Below are 16,177 nucleotides of genomic sequence, written 5' to 3'. Positions count from 1 at the left end.
CAAGGGACCCGGCCCGCTGGTCACGAAGGCACGGGATCGGCCACCCCACTCGCACGCCGACAGGCGTGTCAGGTTTTCACTGACAAGGGTTGTCGGGGGAGCTGACAGCACGAACAGCCAAACGCTGATTCAAGAAAAGTAGGCGGGTTTTCACAATCCACTTCAACGAATCACCGCTTTGTCCGGCGTGTTAGCCAAGACCCAGCGACCAACCCCTGAAGGAGTGAGCACCATGAACAACGAACAGATGCTGGCCGAGATCCGCGAAGCCAATCTGACCTACCTCATGCTGGCTCAAAGCCTCATCCGTCAGGACAAGGCCGAAGCCCAGTTCCGCCTCGGTCTGACCGAGGAGGCCGCCGAGCTGCTGGGCTCGCTGTCTCCCGCCCAGATCATGAAGGTCGCTTCGGGCAACATGCTGCTGTGCCGCTTCCGCGTCGAAGACGATCTGGTGTGGGACCTGCTGACCAACCACAAGCCCGGCAAGGTGGCCAATGAAGCCACCTCCCGTCTGCATGCCAGCATTCTGATGGCTGGCCGCGTGACCGAAACGATGTAAAGCAGGAGAAAACCATGGCTGTTGTCAAAAGCATCGTCAACGAGTCGCGCGACATCGAACGCGCCATTGCCCTCATCCACCTGGGCGCACGCCTGCAGGTGCTGGAGAGCGAAACCAGCCTGTCGTACGAGCGGTTGCTGCGTCTGTACAAGGAAGTGGCTGGCAAGTCGCCCTCCAAGGGCCAACTGCCGTTCTCGACCGATTGGTTCCTGACCTGGCAGCCCAACATCCACGCCAGCCTGTTTGCCAACATCCACGAGTACCTGTCCAAGGCGGCGGAGCTGGACGACATCGACGTGATCATCAAGGCCTACCGGCTCTACACCGAGCAGATGACGGCCTGCGGGATCGAGCCGCTGCTGACCTTCACACGGGCATGGCGTCTGGTGAAGTTCATGGACAACCACATGCTGGGCATGACCCAATGCAGCTGCTGCGGGGGCAAGTTCGTGACCGAGCCTTACGAGATCAGCCGCAACTTCGTGTGCGGCCTGTGTGAACCCCCGGCACGGGCGGGCAAGGGCAGTGCTGCGGGCAGCCTCAAGTTGCAGTGAGGGAGTGGGCGAGCAAGCCCACCACCCTCAACCCGCCAACAAGTCGCCCGTGTCCTTGGGAGGCAGCAGGCCCAGGTGCCGGTAGGCCGCCTGGGTGGCGATGCGCCCGCGCGGGCTGCGCTGCACATACCCTTGCTGGATGAGGTAGGGCTCGATCACGTCTTCGATGGTGTCGCGCTCTTCACCGATGCTGGCGGCAATGTTGTCCAGCCCCACCGGCCCGCCGTCGAAGCGGTGCACCAGCGCCTCCAGGAACTTGCGGTCCATCAGGTCAAAGCCCTGCGGGTCCACGTCCAGCATGGCCAGGGCGCGGTTGGCCATGTCGGCGGTGATGGTGCCGTCGCCCTTCACCTCCGCGTAGTCGCGCACCCGGCGCAGCAGGCGGTTGGCAATGCGGGGCGTGCCGCGGCTGCGGCGGGCAATCTCAAAGCCCCCGGCCTCGTCCATGGGCGCGTTCAGCAACCCGGCGCTGCGGCGCACGATGCGCGTCAGCTCTTCGGCGTTGTAGAACTCGAGCCGAGCCACGATGCCGAAGCGGTCGCGCAACGGGTTGGTCAGCATGCCGGCACGGGTGGTGGCCCCCACCAGGGTGAAGGGCTGCAAATCCAGCTTGATGCTGCGCGCCGCCGGGCCTTCACCAATCATGATGTCGATCTGGTAGTCCTCCAGCGCGGGGTACAAAATTTCCTCCACCACCGGGCTCAGGCGGTGGATTTCGTCGATGAACAGCACATCGTTGGGCTCCAGGTTGGTCAGCAGCGCCGCCAGGTCCTTGGGTTTTTCGAGCACCGGGCCGCTGGTCTGGCGCAGGTTCACGCCCAGCTCGGCGGCAATGATGTGACTCAGCGTGGTCTTGCCCAGCCCCGGCGGGCCGAACAGCAGCACGTGGTCCAGCGCCTCGCGGCGCTTCTTGGCCGCGCCAATGAAAATTTCCAGCTGCTCGCGCACCTTGGCCTGGCCCACGTATTCGTCGAGCAGTTTGGGGCGCAGGGCACGCTCCAGCGCCTCCTCGCGGGGGGACTCCGCAGCGGCACTGATGACCCGCGACGCCGAAGGCTTGGGCGGGACGGGGGCAAAATCGTCGGTCTGTATGCTCATGGTGAGCATTCATTGTGCCCGCACAGGTGCCGATATACCGGCCAACCCTTTGCCCCATGTCCAACCATCCAAAACCCCGCTCCCTCGGCCTACAGGCTGCCGTGCTGTCCGTCGGACTGGGCTGCGGCGTGCTCGCCCACGCCCAGACGGCGGCCCCGGTGGATGTGCCCGTCACCCGGGGCACGGTGGACCTGAGCGGGTTCCAGTCGGCCATCCAGCAGGCCCGGCCGCCAGTGCTCAAACCCGAGATGGCGGGTGAATCCACGGCCACGCCTGCACCCACAGCCACCCCACCCGCTGCGCCCGCCAGCCCTGCTGCTGCCCTCCCGCCGCCGTCAGGTCCACGCCCCCGCACGGTGGCCGAGTGGGCGGCCTACAACAAGGCCCGAGAACAAGCCCAGCACCGCACCCCAGCCCCGGCCACACCCCCGGCGGTGCCCGCCGCTGCGCCCGCCACCGTGCACACACCGTCCGTTCCGCCGACGCCACCGACACCGCCCGTGGCCAAACCCACCGCGCCCCTGCCTGTGCAGGCCCCCGCGGCGGTGCCCGTCCCTGCGGAGGCGCACGCCCCCAGTCCCGTCCCCACGGCGGGCAAGCCCGTGCCCCCCTCCCGCCCCTCAGGGGGCAAGCCGACGGAAGAAGAGCAACTGCAACAGGTGGCCGAAAAGCTGCTGTCGGCCATTGCCGCCGTCAACGAAAAACAGCGCAAGGACGCTGCGGGCCACAAAACCGAACCCGCGCCCCCGGCCCGCCCCAAACGCGCCACACCCCCTGACGCGGGGTTGGACCCCTCCACCGAAACGCTGGTGACGCCGCGCAAGCATTGAGGCGGCATCGGAGCGTCCATCCATGGTCACTTTGGTTGTGCTTCCCGGCCTGGACGGCACCGGTGTGCCGTTGGCACCCTTTGCAGCAGCTTTTGGACCCGAAGTGAAGGTGGTGGTGGTCACCTACCCCAACACACAACCCATGGGGTATGCCGCATTGGAATCGGTGGCGCGCACCTTTTTGCCGACCAATGAACCGTTTTTCCTGCTGGGCGAGTCCTTTTCAGGCCCCATCGCCATCTCCATCGCTGCGTCGAAGCCGACGGGTTTGCGCGGCTTGATCCTGTGCTGCTCGTTCGCACGCACCCCTCGGCCATGGTTGTCTTGGTGTCGGCCCTTGGTGTCCGTGACCCCAGTGCAGGCACTGCCCTTGGGGCTTCTGAGCTTTGCGGTGCTGGGGCGTTTCTCATCGCCCGAGCGGCGGGAGATGCTGACCCAGGCACTGCGCATGGTCCATCCGTCCGTGCTGCGGGCCAGAGGTCTGGCTGTGCTGCGCGTGGATGTGTCCCCCTTGTTGGGCCGCGTCGGCGTCCCGCTGCTGTATTTGCAGGCGTTGGAAGACCGGGTGGTTCCCGCATCCGCCGCCCAATGGGTCACGGCTACCGCCCCCTCCACCCAGGTGGTGACGTTTCAGGCCCCCCACTTCTTGCTGCAAGTGCAGGCGGGCGACGCCGCCCGTGCCGTGGAACGCTTCATGGCGCACCCTGGCGGGCAAGCTGCATGCCCATCGGGGCATGCGCAGGAACTACAAAATCAATAGCTTCTTACGCTTTATTTGAAAGCGCCATATGCCATTTTCACTCTCAATTCTGGAGCCACACCCTCAACGAGTCAGGCTCTTGAGCGCCAGCTTGATGCCCTCGCTCACCCCCACGCCGTCAGGCAGGGCCTTGAGGGTGGCGGCGGCTTCCTTGTCGCTGTAGCCCAGCGCCAGCAGGGCTTGCAGGATGTCGTGCTGGGCATCGCTCACCGGGCCCGTGCCGCCTGCGCCGCCCGCCCCGGCCAGGTCGCCCAGGTCGGCCCCCAGCTTGCCCTTGAGCTCCAGCAGCAGCCGTTCGGCGGTTTTCTTGCCGATGCCGGGCACCTTGGTCAGGCGCGTGGCCTGCTGCTGGGTGACGGCTTGCGCCAGATCGGCCACGCTCAGGCCGCTGAGGATGGACAGCGCCGTGCGCGGGCCGATGCCGCTGATCTTGATGAGCTGGCGAAACGTTTCCCGCTCCGACGCCGTGGCAAAGCCGAACAGCACCTGCGCGTCCTCGCGCACCACAAAGTGCGTCAGCAGGGTGACGGTGCCGCCCACCTCGGGCAGGTTGTAGAAGGTGCTCATGGGCACATCCACCTCGTAACCCACGCCGTGGCAGTCCACCAGCACCTGGGGCGGGTTTTTCTCGGCCAGTTGGCCATGCAGTCGTCCGATCATGGGGTCATCCCTTTACCATTTGCCCATGATTCTCCGCCACACCTTCTCCCCGCCCGACAACGCCCGCATGGGCCACCTCTGCGGCCCGCTGGACGCGCACCTGCGCACCATCGAGCAGGCGCTGAACGTGAAGGTGGCGCACCGGTTCGAGCAGTTCCGCATCGAAGGCCCCAAGGCCAAGGCCGAGCGGGCGCTGGAGGTGCTGCAAGCCCTGTACGAGCGGGCGCGCCGCCCCATCCCGGCCGAGCAGGTGCAGCTGATGCTGACCGGCGAAACCGCGCTGGGTGATGTGGACACCGACGCCCTCACGGTGCAAAGCCGCCGCGGCGAAATTCGCGGACGCACCCCCAACCAGACGCGGTACCTGGAGCTGATCGCCACGCACGACATCACCTTCGGCATCGGCCCCGCGGGCACGGGCAAGACCTACCTGGCCGTGGCCAGCGCGGTCGATGCGCTGGAGCGCAGCGCGGTGCAACGCATCATCCTCACCCGCCCGGCGGTGGAGGCCGGTGAAAAGCTGGGTTTTCTGCCCGGCGACCTGGGCCAGAAGGTGGACCCCTACCTGCGTCCGCTGTACGACGCGCTCTACGACCTGATGGGCCACGACAAGGTGCAAAAGGCGTTTGAGCGCCAGCAGATCGAGATTGCGCCGCTGGCCTTCATGCGCGGGCGCACGCTCAACCACGCCTTCGTCATCCTGGACGAGGCGCAGAACACCACACCCGAGCAGATGAAGATGGCGCTCACCCGCATCGGTTTTGGCAGCAAGGCCGTCATCACCGGGGACGTGAGCCAGATCGACCTGCCGCCCACGCAACTCAGCGGCCTGATCGACGCCGAGCGCGTGCTGCGCCGCGTGCAAGGCATTGCCCTGTGCCACCTCACCAGCGCCGACGTGGTGCGCCACCCGCTGGTGGCCCGCATCGTCGATGCCTACGACGCCCGCGGTGGCCGCGGCACCCCCGCCAGCACCCACGTGGCCGAAGTGCCGCCACCGGGGGCGGTGGGGGCGGGCAAGTCGAGCAAGCGGCTGCGCGCCGAAAAGTAAAAACGATAGCTGCTTGCACTTATGAATAAAGCGCCAGAGGCCATTTTCATTCAAATCATTGAAAGGCCGAGGAACGTGTTCAAAAAGTGCCCGTTTGTATAAACGACGCCGTTAACATGCATAGAAATTTGGATTTTCTGCGCAAGTACTCCCCTCTGGTCCATGCCCACGTTGCTCCCACTCGACTCGCTGGCCGCTGCCCGGTTTGACACCCCGGCCATTCTGAAGAAGTTGGCCAGCAGCAGCCGCCGCCTGGCCGAGCTGAAAGGGGTGGCGGCATCCATCCCCAACCAGGGCATCCTCATCAACACACTGGGCTTGCAAGAAGCCAAAGACAGCTCCGAAATTGAAAACATCGTCACCACGCACGATGAACTGTTCAAGGACGATGCTGACCCCAATGCCTTTGCAAACCCGGCGGCCAAGGAGGTGCTGCGCTACCGACAAGCGCTGCGTGTGGGGTTTGAATTGGTGCGGACCACCGGGTTGCTGACAGCCAACCACATCATTGACATCCAGCGGGAGCTGGAACGCAACCACGCAGGTTTTCGCAAACTGCCTGGCACAGCCCTGAAAGACGGTGCAGGCCACACGGTGTACACGCCACCGCAAGACCCGGCTGAAATCGTTGAGTTGATGCGTGGGCTGGAGCAGTTCATGAACAACCCGGACCTGTTCGATGCCGACCCACTCATCAAAATGGCGCTGCTGCACCACCAGTTTGAGAGCATCCACCCGTTTTACGACGGCAATGGCCGCACCGGACGGATCGTGAATGTGCTGTATTTGGTGAAGGAGGGTTTGCTGGACATCCCGGTTCTGTACCTCAGCCACCACATTGTGCGCACCAAGGTCGATTACTACCGCTTGCTGCAAACCGTTCGCGAGGAAGACAACTGGGAAGAGTGGGTGCTGTACATGCTGACGGCGGTGGAAACCACCGCACAGCGGGCCATCCTCATGGTGCAGTCCATCAAAGTGGCCCTGATGGACTACAAGCACCGAATCAGGGCTGCGCACAAGTTTTACAGCCAAGACCTCATCAACAACCTGTTCACGCACCCGTACACCAAGATCGACTTTTTGCAGCGCGATCTGGACGTGTCGCGGCTGACCGCCACCAAGTACCTGGATGCGCTGGCTGAAACGGGGTTCGTGAGAAAGCAAAAAATCGGTCGCAGCAACTACTACGTCAATCTGGCACTGAACCAGTTGCTGCAAGACCACCACGGGGAGTAGAGACATGACCCGAAAATCCACCCCCATCCCCGAATTCGTCACCCACTGCCTGGACCTGCTCTCGCCCGTTGGCCCCTGCGTGGCCAAGCGCATGTTCGGGGGCTGGGGCATCAGCCACGACGGCCTGACCTTTGCCATCATTGCCGACCTGGGCGCGGGCGAGCGCCTGTACCTCAAGACCGAGGCCGACACCCGCGCCCGCTTCGAGGCCGAAGGCGGCCTCCAGTTTGTGTACGAAGCCAAGGGCAAACCCATGGCCATGGGCTACCACACCGCGCCCGACGACGCCATGGAGTCATCCGCCCTCATGCGCCCCTGGGCGCTTTCGGCCTGGGCCACCGCCGTGCGGGCACAGGCCACCAAACCAAAAAAACCATAGCTGCTTGCGCTTTCTGCAAAAGCGCTTAACCCACTTTTTCTTGCAAACCATGGCCCTGCCCCAACTGTCCCTGTCCCTCCAGTTCTCCAACCTGACCGACCCCGCCACCCACCGCGCCGCGCTGCCGCGCCACCGGGTGGTGCGCGCCATCCGCCATGCGCTGGAGGCCGATGCCGAAATCACCGTGCGCATCGTCGATGCCGACGAGGGCCAGGCCCTCAACCGCAGCTACCGCCACAAGGATTACGCCACCAACGTGCTCACCTTCGACTACGCCTCCGACCCCGTGGTCATGGCCGACCTGGTGCTGTGCGCCCCCGTGGTGGCCCGCGAAGCCGCCGAAAACGGCAAGACCCTGGCCGACCACTACACCCACCTGCTGGTGCACGGCACCCTGCACGCCCAGGGCTGGGACCACGAAACCAGCGACGCCGATGCCGACGCCATGGAAGCCCGCGAAGCCGAAGTGCTGGCCCGCCTGGGCGTGGCCAACCCCTACGCCGCCGACTCGGCGGGCGAAGCGGGCTGAAGCCTGCGGCCTTCATTCAACCTTCAAACTCCCTTGCGCAGAATGGCCGCACACACCCACTTCAACCCCCATGGGCCCGGTGGGGACGTGTGTTGTCCCATCCCATTCGGAGTGAATTGCCATGAAAAAACTGTTGTCCGCCCTCCTCGTGTCCGCCGGTCTGATCGCTGCCGGTGCCGCCCAAGCCAGCACCCCGCTGGTGTCGGCATCGGGCACCGGCTTCACCCCCTCGGCCGCCACCCACAAGGTCAAGCCCGCCAAGAAGGCCAAGAAGCACAAGGTCAAGAAAACCAAGGCCGCCGCTGTCCAGTGAGCGCCCGCCGTTCGTGAAGCTGCTGCTGACCGAAGACGACCCCCTGATCGGCGACGGCCTGGTGCTGGCCCTGGGTGATGCGGGCTTCCAGGTGGACTGGGTGCGCCGCGCCGACCAGGCGCTGACCGCGCTGGAACACACCCCCTACAACCTGTGGGTGCTGGACCTGGGCCTGCCCGACCGCGACGGCCTGGACCTGCTGGCCCGCACCCAGGCCGGGGCACACCGCCCCCCCACCCTCATCCTGTCGGCCCGCGCCTTCACCACCGACCGCGTGCGCGGCCTCAACCTCGGTGCCGACGACTACCTGGCCAAACCCTTCGACCTGGACGAACTCATCGCCCGCCTGCACGCCCTGCACCGGCGCAACCAGGGCCGACGCGACCCGCTGCTGCGCGTGAACGGCCTGGAGGTGGACCCGGTGCGCCAGCACGCCCGCCTGCACGAACAAGCGCTGGACCTGAGCCGCCGCGAATTCGCCCTGCTGCTGGCCCTGGCCGAAGACCCGCAGGCCGTGCGCTCGGTGCCCTGGTTGGAAAACCGCCTGTACGGCTGGGGTCAGGAAGTGGCCAGCAACTCGGTGCAAGTGCACCTGGCCAACCTGCGCCGCAAGCTGGGCCCCGGCTGGATCGAGAACCTGCGCGGACAGGGCTACCGGCTGCAAGCCACCTGAGCCCATGCCCCCCGCCGCCTCCAACCCCACCTCCATGCGCCAGCGGCTGCTGCGCATGCAAGCCCTGTCCCTGCTGGCGGTGGGCCTGCTGGCCGGGCTGCTGTCGTTCGGGCTGACCTGGCAGTACCTCAACGACGAACACGACCGCACCCTGGAGCAGGTGGCCCAGACCGTCATCCGCCACGGCCTACAGGCCGTGAACGACGACGACCCCGACCCCGTGGACCGTGGCCAGTTCATCAGCCAGATCTGGGCCGAGGACGGCACCCTGCTCTACCCCGCCGAAGCCGACGCCGGCCCGCCCCGCCAGGCCGAAGGCTGGCACACCGTCACCTGGCAGCAGCAGCGCTGGCAGGTGTACAGCCTGCTGCAAGACGGCCTGACCATCCAGATCTCCCAACCCCTGCGCAGCCGTGACCAGGCCTTCTGGGAAGAGGCCCCCTGGCTGGGCGGCGGGCTGCTGCTGCTCATTGGCACCCTGCTGGGGCTGCTGCATGCGGTGGTCCACCGCTCGCTGCAACCGCTGGAGCGCCTGCGCGAGCAGATCGACCAGATCCACCCCGGCGATCCCGCCTCCACGCTGGACGCCACGACCTGGCCCGCCGACTTGGCCCCGCTGGTGCAGACCCTGGACGCGCTGCTGGGCGGCATCCGCGACGCCCAGTCCGCCCACCGCGACACCGTGGCCCGCGCCGCCCACGAGCTGCGCACCCCGCTGGCCGCCCTCAAGATCCACATGCAGCTGCTGGACCGCTCGCCGCAAGGCAACCACGCCGCCCACCACCGCACCCAGGCCCTGGCCGCGGGCGAACGCCTCAACCGCCTGGTGGACCAACTGCTGCACCTGGCCGAACTGGAAAACCCCGACACCCAGACCGCCAGCGCCCCCACCCCCGTGTGGCCCGCGCTGGCCCCGCTGCAAGCCATCTGGCAACCGCTGGCCCTGGCCCACGGCACCCAATTGGTGGTGGACGTGCCCGAACACGCCGTGCTCCACGGCCAAAGCCGCGCCTGGCTGGCCATGCTGGACAACCTGGTGCACAACGCCATCCGCTGCGGGGCCAGCGCCCAGGGCATCCGGCTGGCGCTCACCCACGAGGGCAGCGAAGCCATCTGGACCGTCACCGACCACGGCCCCGGCCTGGCGGCCGATCAGCTCGATCGCATCAACCAGGGCCACAAACCCTCCACCGACCGCCACGAAGGCGGCACCGGCCTGGGCCTGCACATCGCCGTGCGCGCCGCCCAACGGCATGGCGGCACCCTGCGCCTGAGCGACACCCCGGGCGGCGGCCTCACCGTCACCGTGCGCCTGCCCTGCGCCTGGCTTCAGCCCAAAGCGCCGGACCCGCACCCACAGCAGTGACAGAATGGGCACACACCGATCCCCTGTGCCCCACATGCCCTCCGCCGCATCAGCCCCCGACACCGGTCCCGCGCACCCGTTCCCCCAAACCTGGCTGGGCGAACTCGACACCTGGCTGCTGGCCCAGGGCCAGCACCTGCGCCCCTGGCAAAAGCTGGGGGCCCACCCCACCCACCTGAACGGGCAAGACGGCGTGGCCTTTGCCGTGTGGGCCCCCAACGCCCGCGGCGTGGGTGTGCTGGGCGACTTCAACGGCTGGCAGCCCCAGCCCATGCGCCTGCACCCGGGCTGCGGGGTGTGGGAACTGTTCGTCCCCGGGGCCACCGTGGGGGCCTGGTACAAGTTCGAGGTGCACGGGGCCGACGGCCAACGCGTGCACAAAACCGATCCCTTCGCCCGCGAAACCGAGTTGCCCCCCGGCAACGCCGCCCGCGTGGCACCGCCCCTGCGGCCTTCCCCTGCCGCCCCAGCGTCCACGGACGCCGCCATGACGGACGCCACCGCATCCGCCAGCGCCAGCCCCGCCGCCCACTCCACTGCCCCGGGCACCACCCCGCTGCGCATCTACGAAGTGCACGCCGGTTCCTGGCGACGCCCGTGGGGGCCCGACGTCATGCCCACCTGGGACGACCTCACCCACCACCTGGTGCCCTATGTGGCCGAGCAGGGCTTCACCCACATCGAGCTGCTGCCGGTGTCCGAACACCCCTTCTACGCCTCGTGGGGCTACCAGCCCACCGGCCTGTACGCCCCCACCGCCCGCCACGGCGGGCCGGAGGGCTTCCGCCAGTTTGTGCAAGCCGCCCACGCCGCCGGACTGAAGGTGCTGCTGGACTGGGTGCCCGCCCACTTCCCCACCGACGCGCACGCCCTGGCCCGCTTCGACGGCACCGCCCTGTACGAACACGCCGACCCGCGCGAGGGCTTTCACCGCGACTGGAACACCCTCATCTACAACTGGGGCCGCCACGAGGTGCGCAACTTCCTGGTGGGCAACGCGCTGTACTGGATCGAGCAGTACGGCGTGGACGGCCTGCGGGTGGACGCCGTGGCCTCCATGCTCTACCGCGACTACAGCCGCCCCGCCGGTGAATGGGTGCCCAACCACCTGGGCGGGCGCGAGAACCTGGAGGCCATCGCCTTCCTGAAAGAGGTCAACCAGGTGCTGGCCCAGCACGCGCCGCAGGCCCTCACCGTGGCGGAAGAATCCACATCCTTCCCCGCCGTCACCGGCCCCACCGAACACGGCGGCCTGGGCTTTGGCTGCAAATGGAACATGGGCTGGATGCACGACACCCTGGCCTACTTTGCGCAAGACCCGGTGCACCGCCGCTGGCACCACGACCAGCTCACCTTCGGCCTGGTGTACGCCTGGTCCGAACGGTTTGTGCTGCCCCTCTCGCACGACGAGGTGGTGCACGGCAAGGGCTCGCTGCTGGGCAAGATGCCCGGCGAACGCTGGCAGCAACTCGCCAACCTGCGTGCGCTGTATGGGTGGATGTACGGCCACCCCGGCGGCAAGCTGCTGTTCATGGGCAGCGAGCTGGCCCCGCCCACCGAATGGGCGCACGACGGCCAGCTGCCGTGGGACCTGCTGCGCGACCCCGCCCACGCCGGGGTGCATCGGCTGGTGCGCGACCTCAACCACAACCACCAGCAGCAACCCGCGCTGTGGGCCCGCGACACCGACCCCCACGCCTTCCAATGGCTGGTGGTGGACGACGCCGACCACTCGGTGCTGGCCTTTGTGCGCTACGGCCACACGGCGCAGCACACCACGGTGGTGGTGGCCAACCTCACGCCCGTGCCGCGCGAGGGCTACGCCCTCGGCCTGCCCGACCTGGGCCTGGGCACGCGCTGGCGCGAGGTGCTCAACACCGATTCGGCCCACTACGGCGGCTCCGACCTGGGCAACCACGGCAGTGTGCGGGCCGACGGCCCGGCGCTGCACCACCAGCCCCGCAGCGCCCGCCTGACCCTGCCGCCCCTGGCGGTGCTGTGGCTGAGCCCGGAGGCCGAGTGAACCGCCCAAGCCACCCAAGGGGCCGGGGCCAGGGGCGCAGCGCGCACCGGGGGGCCTGGGGGGCAGCGCCTGGTGACGCTCGCGGTGTGTCCGTAAGGCTTGTGCCGCTATGGGCTCGAAACTCGCGCCCTGCGGGCGCTCAGACAGTCGAGCCCATGGCCGCGGCCCTTCGCCAACGGGCACATCCGCTCGGTCACAAGTTGCCGCCCCCCAGGCCCCCCGGTGCGCGCTGCGCCCCTGGCCCCGGCCCCTTGGGCGGCTTGGGCGGCTCACTCGGCCTCCGCGCCCCAGTTTCAGCACCCAAACAGGCCCTACCGCATGTTTGAAAAGCGCAAACAGCTATCAAATTCAATGCACCTAACCCGCCTGTTCGGGCCGGGGGCCACCCCTGTCCAGCAGGGTGCGGCAGGTGACAGCGGCACCGCCTTCGTGGTGTGGGCCCCATCGGCCACCACCGTGCAGGTGGGCTTGTGCGCCCCCGACGGCACCGAAACCCAGCGGCTGGACCTGCAAGCCGCGGGCAACGGGCTGTGGGCCGTGTGGGCCGACGGCGTGGGCAGCGGGCAGCTGTACGGCCTGCGCGCCCACGGCCCCTGGGCACCCGCGCAAGGCCAGCGCTTCAACCCCGCCAAACTGCTGCTGGACCCGTGGGCACACGCCGTGGTGGACCCCAGCGGCCAGGCCTGGGCGCAGCAGGCGCTGCGCACCGGGCACACCGTTCCCGACCCGCTGCGCCCCAACCAGGCTTGGCAGCAGCACCAACCCTGCCCGGTGGACGACGCGGCACTGCGCCTGCGTTCGGTGGTCACGGCCCGCTCGGGTCCCTGTCCTGCCCCCCGAACCGACGCCACCCCCCCCGACTGGCGTGTGCCCGATGACCGCGTGGTGCTGTACGAGGCGCATGTGAAAGCCCTCACCCGCCTGCACCCCGGCGTGCCCGAGGCCTTGCGCGGCACCTATGCCGGGCTGGCGCACCCGGCGGTGCTGGACCACCTGCAACGCCTGGGCATCACCACCGTGTGCCTGCTGCCGGTGCACGCCCACATCGACGAGCGCCACCTGCTGGCCCGGGGCCTGTCCAACCACTGGGGCTACAACCCGCTCAACGTGTTCATGCCCCACCCGGGCTACGCCGCCTGCACCGGCGGCCAACCGCCCCGCACCGCGACCGATGCGCTGGCCATTCAGGCGGAGTTCCAGGCCATGGTGGACGCGCTGCACGCTGCCGGGCTGGAGGTGGTGCTGGACGTGGTGTTCAACCACACCTGCGAAAGCGACCCCGACGGCCCCACCCTCAGCTGGCGCGGCCTGGGCCAGGCCGACTGGTACGCCCTGGCCACGGACGGAGCCCCCCACAACTTCAGCGGCTGCGGCAACAGCCTGAACGTGACCCACCCCCGCGTCATCCAGTGGGTGATGGACAGCCTGCGCCACGGGGTGCAGGTGCTGGGGGTGGACGGTTACCGCTTTGACCTGGGCGTGTCCCTGGGCCGCGACGCCACCCGCGACCACGCCTTCCACCCCCTGCACCCGCTGCTGAGCGCCATGGCGCAAGACCCGGTGCTGGCCGGGGTGCGCCGCATTGCCGAGCCCTGGGACATCGGCCCCAACGGCCACCACACCGGCGGCTTTGCCCCCGGCTGGGCGGAGTGGAACGACGGCTTTCGCGACACCGCCCGCGCCTTCTGGCTGGGCCACCCCTGCACCCGCGGGCAACTGGCGCAGCACGTGGCCGCCAGCGCCGCCCGCTTTGCCACCGAGCGGCCCGGCGTGCGCCATGCGGGAGAACGCCCACCCACCGCCAACATCCACCTGCTGACGGCGCACGACGGCTTCACCCTGCACGACCTCACCGCCTACACCCGCAAACACAACCACGCCAACGGCGAAGACAACCGCGATGGCCACGGCCACAACCTCAGCCACAACGCGGGGGTGGAAGGCCCGTCGGACGACCCGGCGGTGCAACAACGCCGCCTGCACTGGCAGCGGGCCTTGCTGGCCACGCTGTTCTGCGCCCAGGGTACACCCCAATTGCTGGCGGGGGACGAATGGGGCCACAGCCAGCAGGGCAACAACAACGCCTACTGCCAGGACAACGCCACCACCTGGCTGGCCTGGCCCACGGGGGACAGCGCCCACAACCACACCGCCTTCATCGCCGGGCTGACGGCCTTGCGCCGCGCCTTGCCCGCGCTGCGGCACCCGCACTGGTTCAACGGCCAAGTGCCCAAGGGACGCGCATGGCCCGACATCGCCTGGCTGGGACCCGACGGACGCCTTCCCCAAGGCAACGCCTGGAGCGACCCCAACCAACGCACCCTGGGGGCCGTCATCACGGTGGGTGAACCGTGCAGCCCCCCCGACAACGCCCCACGTGAGCGGGTGCTGATCGTCTGGCACGCCCTTGCCCCCGATGCATGCGACACCACACCCGCCACCTTCCGCCTGTCCGAAGGGCCATGGCAATGGCGGCTCCACAGCGCCACGGCCACCGTTTGGCCCGAAACAGACGGACCCACGGTAGGCGCGGCCCTGGCGCTGGAGGCGCCCGGCGTGTATGTCCTGACACAGTCTTTGCTAGGCTCCACCCCATGAGCACACCCACTGCCGTTCCCTCGCACCCGCTGATGCGCCACCGCCTGTCGGGTGTGCTGCTGCACCTCACCAGCCTGCCCGGCCCGCACGGCAGTGGTGACATGGGCACCGAGGCCCGCCACTTCGTGGACTGGCTGGCCGCGGCGGGTCAAGGGCTGTGGCAAATCCTGCCGCTGTCGCCCCCCGGGGCGGGGCATTCGCCGTACCACAGCGTGTCGGCCTTTGCGGGCAACTTCTGGCTGGTGGACTTGGACGACCTGGTCCAGCACGGCTGGCTGCCGTGGGCCCCCACGCAGGGGTTTGACACCCAGCGCTGCGAGTTCGAGCGGGTCATTCCCTACCGCATGGAGCGCCTGCGCCAGGCCTGGGCCGGGTTCCAGCGCATGGGCCAAGCCCACCACCAGGCGGCCATGGCGCGGTTTGTCGAAGAACACGCCCACTGGCTGGACGACTTTGCGCTGTTCATGGTGCTGGACGCCCGCCACGGTGCCCCCTGGACGCAATGGCCCACCGCCCTGGCCCAGCGTGACCCGGCGGCCCTGGACGCGGTGCGCCACGAGGCGACGGACGAGCTGGGGTTCTGGCACTTTGTGCAGTGGCGCTTTTGGGAACAGTGGCAGCGCCTGCGCGCCCATGCCCACCTGCGGGGCGTGCGCATTGCGGGGGATGCGCCCATCTTCGTGTCGCACCACAGCGCCGACGTGTGGGCCCGCCCGCACGAATTCCTGCTGGCCCCGGATGGTGAACCCGAGGTGGTGGCCGGGGTGCCGCCCGACTACTTCTCGGCCACCGGCCAGCGCTGGGGCAACCCCTTGTACAACTGGGACGCCATGGCCCACAGCGGCCACCGCTGGTGGACCGACCGCATGGCCCATTTGCTCAAACAGGTGGACGTGGTGCGGCTGGACCACTTCCGCGGTTTTCAGGCGCACTGGGAAATCCCCGCCTCCGAGCCCACGGCCATGTACGGCCACTGGCGCGAGGGGCCGGGGCAGGCCCTGTTCAAGGCCATGGAGCAGGCCCTGGGGCCGCTGCCCATCATCGCCGAGGACCTGGGGCTGATCACCCCCGAGGTGACCGCCCTGCGCGAGGCCTGCGGGTTTCCGGGCATGCGCATCCTGCAATTTGCGCTGGGGGGCGGCCCCACCAACCCCTACCTGCCGCACAACCACACGCCCGACTCGGTGGCCTACACCGGCACCCACGACAACGACACCACCGTGGGCTGGTGGCGCGCGGCCAGCGTGCCCGAACGGGACGCGGCCCGCGCCTATTTCGGCCCGGCCATGGAGACAGAGCCCCACTGGACGATGATCCGCGCCGCGTCCATGTCGGTGGCGCGCACGGTCATCTTCCCGTTCCAGGACGTGCTGGGGCTGGACGGGCAACACCGCATGAACACGCCCGGCGTGGCCGAAGGCTGCTGGACCTGGCGCTTTGACTGGGGCCAGGTGGACCACCTGCCCGCCGAACGCCTGCACACCATGACCCAGGCCCACGGACGCAAGCTGCCCGAACGCGCCCGCGAACACCCCTGACCCCAAG

16 protein-coding genes are annotated in these 16,177 nt (G+C 68.3%); 14 read left to right on the top strand and 2 right to left on the bottom strand.

All coding sequences use genetic code 11. The features are described from left to right. The first annotated feature begins 232 nt into the window (after window positions 1-232). On the top strand, window positions 233-559 hold the full coding sequence (gene flhD / locus ACYVB7_RS04015) for a flagellar transcriptional regulator FlhD (protein WP_460505234.1): 327 nt from the start codon (window positions 233-235) through the stop codon (window positions 557-559). Window positions 560-573: 14 nt separating this feature from the next. Continuing rightward, window positions 574-1,113, top strand: a complete 540-nt coding sequence (gene flhC, locus ACYVB7_RS04010) for a flagellar transcriptional regulator FlhC (protein WP_460505278.1) — start codon at window positions 574-576, stop codon at window positions 1,111-1,113. A 27-nt stretch (window positions 1,114-1,140) separates the two neighbouring features. Here the strand turns inward: flhC and ruvB are convergent, their stop codons facing one another. After that, the gene (ruvB, locus tag ACYVB7_RS04005) at window positions 1,141-2,211 is read right to left on the bottom strand and encodes a Holliday junction branch migration DNA helicase RuvB (RefSeq protein ID WP_460505277.1); all 1,071 of its coding nucleotides are present in this window, start codon (window positions 2,209-2,211) and stop codon (window positions 1,141-1,143) included. Window positions 2,212-2,267: 56 nt separating this feature from the next. Between ruvB and ACYVB7_RS04000 the strand changes: the two genes are divergently transcribed. After that, the gene (locus tag ACYVB7_RS04000) at window positions 2,268-3,041 is read left to right on the top strand and encodes a hypothetical protein (protein WP_460505276.1); all 774 of its coding nucleotides are present in this window, start codon (window positions 2,268-2,270) and stop codon (window positions 3,039-3,041) included. A 22-nt stretch (window positions 3,042-3,063) separates the two neighbouring features. Further along, window positions 3,064-3,801, top strand: a complete 738-nt coding sequence (locus ACYVB7_RS03995; RefSeq protein WP_460505275.1) for an alpha/beta fold hydrolase — start codon at window positions 3,064-3,066, stop codon at window positions 3,799-3,801. A 63-nt stretch (window positions 3,802-3,864) separates the two neighbouring features. Here the strand turns inward: ACYVB7_RS03995 and ruvA are convergent, their stop codons facing one another. After that, window positions 3,865-4,461, bottom strand: a complete 597-nt coding sequence (gene ruvA, locus ACYVB7_RS03990) for a Holliday junction branch migration protein RuvA (RefSeq protein WP_460505274.1) — start codon at window positions 4,459-4,461, stop codon at window positions 3,865-3,867. Window positions 4,462-4,486: 25 nt separating this feature from the next. Between ruvA and ACYVB7_RS03985 the strand changes: the two genes are divergently transcribed. The 10 genes from ACYVB7_RS03985 to malQ all read left to right on the top strand — a co-directional run bounded on the left by ACYVB7_RS03985 (window position 4,487) and on the right by malQ (window position 16,170). Continuing rightward, a complete protein-coding gene (locus ACYVB7_RS03985) occupies window positions 4,487-5,512 on the top strand; it encodes a PhoH family protein (protein WP_460505273.1) in 1,026 nt (341 codons plus the stop codon). A gap of 162 nt (window positions 5,513-5,674) precedes the next feature. After that, window positions 5,675-6,751 carry a Fic family protein gene (locus ACYVB7_RS03980; RefSeq protein ID WP_460505272.1) on the top strand — a complete coding sequence of 359 codons (1,077 nt, stop codon included), beginning with the start codon at window positions 5,675-5,677 and terminating at the stop codon, window positions 6,749-6,751. Window positions 6,752-6,755: 4 nt separating this feature from the next. After that, window positions 6,756-7,130: a TfoX/Sxy family protein gene (locus ACYVB7_RS03975; RefSeq protein WP_460505271.1), complete on the top strand. Its 375-nt coding sequence runs from the start codon at window positions 6,756-6,758 to the stop codon at window positions 7,128-7,130. A 49-nt stretch (window positions 7,131-7,179) separates the two neighbouring features. Further along, on the top strand, window positions 7,180-7,659 hold the full coding sequence (gene ybeY, locus ACYVB7_RS03970; RefSeq protein WP_460505270.1) for an rRNA maturation RNase YbeY: 480 nt from the start codon (window positions 7,180-7,182) through the stop codon (window positions 7,657-7,659). A 121-nt stretch (window positions 7,660-7,780) separates the two neighbouring features. Beyond that, window positions 7,781-7,972 (top strand): acid-shock protein, encoded by a 192-nt coding sequence (locus ACYVB7_RS03965; protein WP_460505269.1) that lies wholly within the window; start codon window positions 7,781-7,783, stop codon window positions 7,970-7,972. Between the two features lie 13 nt (window positions 7,973-7,985). After that, a complete protein-coding gene (locus ACYVB7_RS03960) occupies window positions 7,986-8,645 on the top strand; it encodes a response regulator transcription factor family protein (RefSeq protein WP_460505268.1) in 660 nt (219 codons plus the stop codon). A gap of 4 nt (window positions 8,646-8,649) precedes the next feature. After that, complete coding sequence (locus ACYVB7_RS03955) at window positions 8,650-10,011, top strand: sensor histidine kinase (RefSeq protein WP_460505267.1); 1,362 nt, start codon at window positions 8,650-8,652, stop codon at window positions 10,009-10,011. A gap of 34 nt (window positions 10,012-10,045) precedes the next feature. Further along, window positions 10,046-12,034, top strand: a complete 1,989-nt coding sequence (glgB, locus tag ACYVB7_RS03950; RefSeq protein ID WP_460505266.1) for a 1,4-alpha-glucan branching protein GlgB — start codon at window positions 10,046-10,048, stop codon at window positions 12,032-12,034. A 351-nt stretch (window positions 12,035-12,385) separates the two neighbouring features. Further along, the gene (glgX, locus tag ACYVB7_RS03945) at window positions 12,386-14,632 is read left to right on the top strand and encodes a glycogen debranching protein (RefSeq protein WP_460505265.1); all 2,247 of its coding nucleotides are present in this window, start codon (window positions 12,386-12,388) and stop codon (window positions 14,630-14,632) included. Then, complete coding sequence (gene malQ / locus ACYVB7_RS03940) at window positions 14,629-16,170, top strand: 4-alpha-glucanotransferase (protein ID WP_460505264.1); 1,542 nt, start codon at window positions 14,629-14,631, stop codon at window positions 16,168-16,170. The genes glgX and malQ overlap by 4 nt, the downstream gene beginning before the upstream one ends. Window positions 16,171-16,177 lie beyond the last annotated feature (7 nt).

Source organism: Hydrogenophaga soli, from assembly GCF_054777695.1.
This window is presented reverse-complemented; position numbering and strand designations above follow the sequence as displayed.

What these genes read in the sequence shown, in the direction of transcription:
- ACYVB7_RS04000 (WP_460505276.1), top strand. Translation starts at nt 2,268, where the DNA reads ATGTCCAACCATCCAAAACCCCGCTCCCTCGGCCTACAGGCTGCCGTG.
- ACYVB7_RS03955 (WP_460505267.1), top strand. Translation starts at nt 8,650, where the DNA reads ATGCCCCCCGCCGCCTCCAACCCCACCTCCATGCGCCAGCGGCTGCTG.
- ybeY (WP_460505270.1), top strand. Translation starts at nt 7,180, where the DNA reads ATGGCCCTGCCCCAACTGTCCCTGTCCCTCCAGTTCTCCAACCTGACC.
- ruvB (WP_460505277.1), bottom strand. Translation starts at nt 2,211, where the DNA reads ATGAGCATACAGACCGACGATTTTGCCCCCGTCCCGCCCAAGCCTTCG.
- glgB (WP_460505266.1), top strand. Translation starts at nt 10,046, where the DNA reads ATGCCCTCCGCCGCATCAGCCCCCGACACCGGTCCCGCGCACCCGTTC.
- malQ (WP_460505264.1), top strand. Translation starts at nt 14,629, where the DNA reads ATGAGCACACCCACTGCCGTTCCCTCGCACCCGCTGATGCGCCACCGC.
- ACYVB7_RS03985 (WP_460505273.1), top strand. Translation starts at nt 4,487, where the DNA reads ATGATTCTCCGCCACACCTTCTCCCCGCCCGACAACGCCCGCATGGGC.
- ruvA (WP_460505274.1), bottom strand. Translation starts at nt 4,461, where the DNA reads ATGATCGGACGACTGCATGGCCAACTGGCCGAGAAAAACCCGCCCCAG.
- flhD (WP_460505234.1), top strand. Translation starts at nt 233, where the DNA reads ATGAACAACGAACAGATGCTGGCCGAGATCCGCGAAGCCAATCTGACC.
- ACYVB7_RS03995 (WP_460505275.1), top strand. Translation starts at nt 3,064, where the DNA reads ATGGTCACTTTGGTTGTGCTTCCCGGCCTGGACGGCACCGGTGTGCCG.
- ACYVB7_RS03975 (WP_460505271.1), top strand. Translation starts at nt 6,756, where the DNA reads ATGACCCGAAAATCCACCCCCATCCCCGAATTCGTCACCCACTGCCTG.
- flhC (WP_460505278.1), top strand. Translation starts at nt 574, where the DNA reads ATGGCTGTTGTCAAAAGCATCGTCAACGAGTCGCGCGACATCGAACGC.
- ACYVB7_RS03965 (WP_460505269.1), top strand. Translation starts at nt 7,781, where the DNA reads ATGAAAAAACTGTTGTCCGCCCTCCTCGTGTCCGCCGGTCTGATCGCT.
- ACYVB7_RS03980 (WP_460505272.1), top strand. Translation starts at nt 5,675, where the DNA reads ATGCCCACGTTGCTCCCACTCGACTCGCTGGCCGCTGCCCGGTTTGAC.
- glgX (WP_460505265.1), top strand. Translation starts at nt 12,386, where the DNA reads ATGCACCTAACCCGCCTGTTCGGGCCGGGGGCCACCCCTGTCCAGCAG.